This window comes from Arsukibacterium sp., assembly GCF_033722355.1.
In the GTDB taxonomy this organism is placed as follows: Bacteria; Pseudomonadota; Gammaproteobacteria; order Enterobacterales; family Alteromonadaceae; genus Alishewanella.
The window spans coordinates 1-4,871 of sequence record NZ_JAWVZF010000189.1 but is presented as its reverse complement, the minus strand read 5'-3'; the positions used below and the strand labels follow the sequence as shown (position 1 = coordinate 4,871).

Here is a 4,871-nt window from a genome sequence, read left to right as displayed (position 1 = left end):
GTTTTTTATTAATGCCATGTAGTGTATATTTGTACAGCCTTCGTACCCTCACTGCTGATAACCGGAAACCGCTATGGATAAAATTGACATTCGGGGTGCCCGTACCCACAACCTGAAAAACATTTCACTGACCATACCGCGTGACAAATTAATTGTCATTACCGGTTTATCGGGCTCCGGTAAGTCATCATTGGCGTTTGATACGCTGTATGCTGAAGGCCAGCGCCGTTATGTCGAGTCGTTGTCGGCCTATGCCAGGCAGTTTTTAAGCATGATGGAAAAACCCGATGTTGATCACATTGAGGGGCTGTCTCCGGCTATTTCTATTGAGCAGAAATCCACGTCACATAATCCACGCTCTACCGTAGGCACCATTACTGAAATTTATGACTATCTGCGGTTGTTATTTGCCAGAGTAGGTGAGCCGCGCTGCCCGGTGCATAACCAGCCGTTAGCAGCGCAGACGATCAGTGAAATGGTTGATAAAGTCACTGAATTCCCGGAAGGTACCAAATTAATGGTGCTGGCGCCTGTTGTACAGGAGCGCAAAGGCGAGCATGTAAAAGCGCTGGAAAACCTGGCCGCCCAGGGTTATATCCGGGCCCGGATTGATGGTGAAGTCTGTGATTTGTCTGACCCGCCAACCCTCGATTTACATAAAAAGCATACCATCGAGGTGGTTATTGACCGGATTAAAGTGCGCGATGACATCAAACTGCGCCTAGCCGAATCATTTGAAACGGCGTTGACGCTGTCAGGCGGTGTCGCCAAAGTGGCTTTTATGGATGAGCCTGACGCCGCTGAACTGGTATTTTCGGCTAATTTTGCCTGCCCCACCTGTGGTTATTCAATGACCGAACTGGAACCCCGGTTATTTTCGTTTAATAACCCTGCCGGCGCCTGTCCCAGCTGTGATGGCCTGGGGGTAAAACAGTTTTTTGACCCGAATAAAGTGATTGTCAGCAGTCAGCTAAGCCTGGCGGGTGGTGCCATTCGTGGCTGGGATAAACGTAACTTTTATTATTTTCAGATGCTAAAAGCGCTGGCGGAGCACTATGGCTTTAAGCTGGATGTGCCTTTTAGTACCCTTAGCAAAAAACAGCAGGATGTCATTTTGTACGGCAGCGGCAATATCGTCGTCGATTTCAAATACTTAAACGATCGCGGCGATGTAGTGCTACGCAGCCACCCGTTTGAAGGCATTTTGCCGAATATGGAGCGTCGCTACCGTGAGACAGAATCAAACTCGGTGCGCGAAGAGCTGAGCAAGTATCTGGCAACCCAGTCCTGCCCCAGCTGCCATGGCACCCGGCTGCGCACCGAGGCGCGCCATGTGTTTATCGGTAAAACCAATTTGCCAGAAATCGTTGAGCTGTCGATTGGCGACTGTTTAAGCTTTTTTAAGCTGCTGACGTTACAGGGTCAGAAAGCGAAAATCGCTGAAAAAGTGTTAAAAGAAATTCAGGACCGGCTGAGCTTTCTGGTCAATGTCGGTCTGAACTATCTTAATTTATCGCGTAGTGCCGAAACGCTGTCAGGCGGTGAAGCGCAGCGTATCCGTTTAGCCAGTCAGATTGGTGCTGGCTTAGTGGGCGTAATGTATGTACTGGATGAACCCTCTATTGGCCTGCATCAGCGTGATAATGAGCGCTTACTGGGCACTCTGACTCACCTGCGGGATCTTGGTAACACCGTGATCGTGGTCGAACACGATGAAGATGCTGTGCGCCTGGCCGATCATATTATCGATATCGGCCCCGGGGCGGGTGTCCATGGCGGCCATATTGTGGCACAAGGCACCATTGAGCAGATTATGGCTGAGCCTGAATCATTAACCGGCCAGTATATGGCCGGTACCCGCAAAATCGCGGTACCGGAAAAACGTACTCCGCTGACTGATAAATGGCTGGAAGTCAGTGGCGCCACCGGCAATAACCTGAAGAACGTCGACTTAGCCATACCATTCGGCCTGATGACCTGTATTACCGGCGTTTCCGGCTCTGGTAAGTCAACGTTGATTAACGACACCCTTTACCGGGTAGCACACCGGGTACTGAACAAAGGCGAAGGCGCAGATCCGGCACCGCATAAAGAAATAAAAGGGCTGGAGCATTTCGATAAGGTTATCGATATTGATCAGAGCCCGATTGGCCGCACACCACGCTCCAATGCAGCCACTTACACCGGCATTTTTACTGCGGTGCGCGAATTGTTTGCCGGCACTCAGGAAGCGCGTTCGCGCGGTTATCAGGTGGGTCGCTTCAGTTTTAATGTCAAAGGCGGGCGCTGTGAGGCGTGTCAGGGCGATGGCGTTATCAAGGTAGAAATGCACTTTCTGCCTGATGTGTACGTGCCATGCGATGTCTGCAAAGGCAAACGTTACAACCGGGAAACCCTGGAAATTAAATACAAAGGTAAAAATATTCACGAAGTGCTGGATATGACTGTCGAAGACGCGCTGAGCTTTTTTGACGCGATACCGGCGGTAAAACGCAAACTGCAAACATTGCAGGATGTCGGCCTGACTTACATTAAGCTGGGCCAGTCAGCTACCACCTTATCAGGCGGCGAAGCGCAACGGGTAAAACTGGCGCGCGAGCTCAGTAAACGTGACACCGGTAAAACCCTGTATATTCTCGATGAACCGACCACCGGCCTGCATTTTTACGATATTCAGCAGTTGCTGAACGTGCTGCACCGGCTGCGTGACCATGGCAATACCATGGTAGTGATAGAGCATAATCTGGACGTGATAAAAACGGCCGACTGGATAGTCGACTTAGGCCCGGAAGGCGGTAATGGCGGCGGCGAAATCCTCGTTACCGGCACCCCGGAGCAGGTAGCGAAATGCAAGAAGTCATACACTGGTCAGTATTTAAAGCCGCTGCTGGGGTAAGGTGCCATCTGAATCACGGATAAAAAATACATCCTTGCAAAGTCCCATAATGGGACTATAATTGCGCTATGAGAATAATTGCACTCTCTACGTTAAAAGCATTCTGGCAGGATAAACCGGAATATAGTGATGCCAAAGAGCCTATACTCGCCTGGCATCGCCACGTATTAAGTGCAGACTGGTATTCGCCTGCAGATGTAAAACAAGATTTCAGGCATGCCAGCATTCTCAAAGATGGCAGAGTGGTATTCAACGTAGCTGGTAATAAGTATCGGCTGGTAGTTTGGATTAATTATGCCTACAAAGTCGTTTATGTGCGGTTTATCGGTACTCACAGCCAATATGATCAGATTGATGTGCAAACGATATAGTCGCCGGAGAAGCAATGATGGATATCAGACCTATCAGAAATGATGCCGACTACCGCGCAGCGTTGCATGAAGTCGAGCAACTGATGCTGGCTCAGCCGGATACGCCAGACGGCGAGAAGTTAGATGTAATGGTTACGCTGATTGAAGCTTATGAGGCTAAGCATTTCCCCATGGATTTGCCCGATCCTGTTGAGGCTATAAAGTTTGAAATGGAACGAAAAGGCTTAACAGTTAAAGACCTGGAGCCAATGATTGGTAAAAGTAATCGGGTTTATGAAATTTTAAATTACAAACGCTCGCTTACTTTGAAAATGATCTGGCGGCTGCACGAGGGGTTGGGCATTCCGGCAGAATCGCTGATTAAACCCCCGGTAAACCTGTCAAATTAAAACCAGCGTCTTACCTGTTTGGTATAGGCATGATACTCCGTGCCAAACTTTTCCAGTAAATAGCGCTCTTCCGGCGCTATCTGCCAGCGGTTCATATACAGCACAAACAGCGGCAGCATTGCCAGGGCTGCTGCGTTCATTAAATAACACGCCCACGCCGTTAACAGCAGTAAAAACCCCAGATACATAGGGTTACGGCTATAACGGTAAATACCTTTGATGACAAGGCTGGAGGTTTGCTGCGGTACCCGAGGGTCTACCGTGGTATCAGCACGGCGAAATGCCAGCACGCCAGCGAGCGCCACGGCTAACCCGGCCCCTGCGAAACCAGCTGCCAATACCCACCCCCAAACCACAGATAACGGCAATGGCGGCAACAGCTTCGCCAGTACCCACATTAACAGTGCAAAAAAGGCCAACAGCACAAGGGGAGGTATTTTAAGTTCAAGTGTCTGCATTACAGTCTTCCGGGGTTTTTGGTTTACGTATCATACTACTTACCAGGGTGTATCAGCTTATTTCAAATCAGTAAAACCCGTTTCTGCGCAAAAACGTATAACACTGCTGTCCAAACGCTGCAAATTCAGACTGCCGGCAGCGCAGCTTTCGGCAAGGCGCGTTTATTGATTGCGTTGCTTTTACCTCCGTGCAACACTCGGCTGATGAGATAATTTGCTAAATAAGGATATGCTATGCAAACAACGTTTTCCCGGGATTACACCCTGCAAAATCTGCGCAGCCTGAGCGTACCGGTCTGGTTAAAGTTTTCCGGGGTTTGCCTGCTTGGTGTTCACTGTCTGTTTCTGCTGTATATCACCGGTAACTTATACCAGCAGCAGTTGCCGGCGTTTATTACCATTACTGCCGATAACGTCTCTCTGGCTTTTGGCTTGGTATGGCTGCTTTTCGTTTTTGCCACGGTGAGCTTTTACGGCCTGATAACCGGTCACTACTGGGGGCTGATAACTTGTTTGATTTTAGGTTATCTCGGTCTTGCCGACGCCTGTTTTACTTTAATTAGCCAGGGAAAGATCGAGCTGGGCTTGTTGCTGTTCCCACTGTTTCTTTACCAGCTATATAAAATAAAAGCGAAATGGGCGCAGGCCGGGGTGCAGTGATTAGTTACGTTTAGATATCTAATGCCTTTATCAGCCGCGCTAAAAAAGCGAGCTTTTCGTTATTAAGCTGACGGTAGTCAAAATACGGGCAAACCAG

At 49.2% G+C, this 4,871-nt stretch carries 6 protein-coding genes; 4 read left to right on the top strand and 2 right to left on the bottom strand.

What is annotated here, in order from left to right; translation table 11 throughout:
- Positions 1-73 precede the first annotated feature (73 nt).
- From uvrA to R3177_RS13210, 3 genes are all read left to right on the top strand, one after another.
- Positions 74-2,896 carry an excinuclease ABC subunit UvrA gene (gene uvrA, locus R3177_RS13220; RefSeq protein WP_318971495.1) on the top strand — a complete coding sequence of 941 codons (2,823 nt, stop codon included), beginning with the start codon at positions 74-76 and terminating at the stop codon, positions 2,894-2,896.
- A 68-nt stretch (positions 2,897-2,964) separates the two neighbouring features.
- Positions 2,965-3,267, top strand: coding sequence for a type II toxin-antitoxin system HigB family toxin (locus tag R3177_RS13215; protein WP_318971494.1), 303 nt, complete (start codon positions 2,965-2,967; stop codon positions 3,265-3,267).
- A 17-nt stretch (positions 3,268-3,284) separates the two neighbouring features.
- Entirely contained in the window at positions 3,285-3,656 is a 372-nt protein-coding gene (locus R3177_RS13210; RefSeq protein ID WP_318971496.1) for a transcriptional regulator, read from the top strand.
- On the opposite strand, the gene R3177_RS13205 is transcribed toward R3177_RS13210, so the two are convergent.
- On the bottom strand, positions 3,653-4,114 hold the full coding sequence (locus tag R3177_RS13205; protein WP_318971493.1) for an isoprenylcysteine carboxylmethyltransferase family protein: 462 nt from the start codon (positions 4,112-4,114) through the stop codon (positions 3,653-3,655). The two genes, R3177_RS13210 and R3177_RS13205, sit on opposite strands and share 4 nt — an antisense overlap.
- Before the next feature lie 234 nt (positions 4,115-4,348).
- On the opposite strand from R3177_RS13205, the gene R3177_RS13200 reads away from it, so the two are divergent.
- Entirely contained in the window at positions 4,349-4,774 is a 426-nt protein-coding gene (locus R3177_RS13200) for a hypothetical protein (protein WP_318971492.1), read from the top strand.
- A 10-nt stretch (positions 4,775-4,784) separates the two neighbouring features.
- Here the strand turns inward: R3177_RS13200 and R3177_RS14830 are convergent, their stop codons facing one another.
- A complete protein-coding gene (locus R3177_RS14830; protein ID WP_413229090.1) occupies positions 4,785-4,871 on the bottom strand; it encodes a DUF6942 family protein in 87 nt (28 codons plus the stop codon).

Bases quoted from the DNA above. Each gene is read 5' to 3' on its own strand.
- uvrA (WP_318971495.1), top strand. From the start codon at position 74: ATGGATAAAATTGACATTCGGGGTGCCCGTACCCACAACCTGAAAAAC.
- R3177_RS13215 (WP_318971494.1), top strand. From the start codon at position 2,965: ATGAGAATAATTGCACTCTCTACGTTAAAAGCATTCTGGCAGGATAAA.
- R3177_RS13210 (WP_318971496.1), top strand. From the start codon at position 3,285: ATGGATATCAGACCTATCAGAAATGATGCCGACTACCGCGCAGCGTTG.
- R3177_RS13205 (WP_318971493.1), bottom strand. From the start codon at position 4,114: ATGCAGACACTTGAACTTAAAATACCTCCCCTTGTGCTGTTGGCCTTT.
- R3177_RS13200 (WP_318971492.1), top strand. From the start codon at position 4,349: ATGCAAACAACGTTTTCCCGGGATTACACCCTGCAAAATCTGCGCAGC.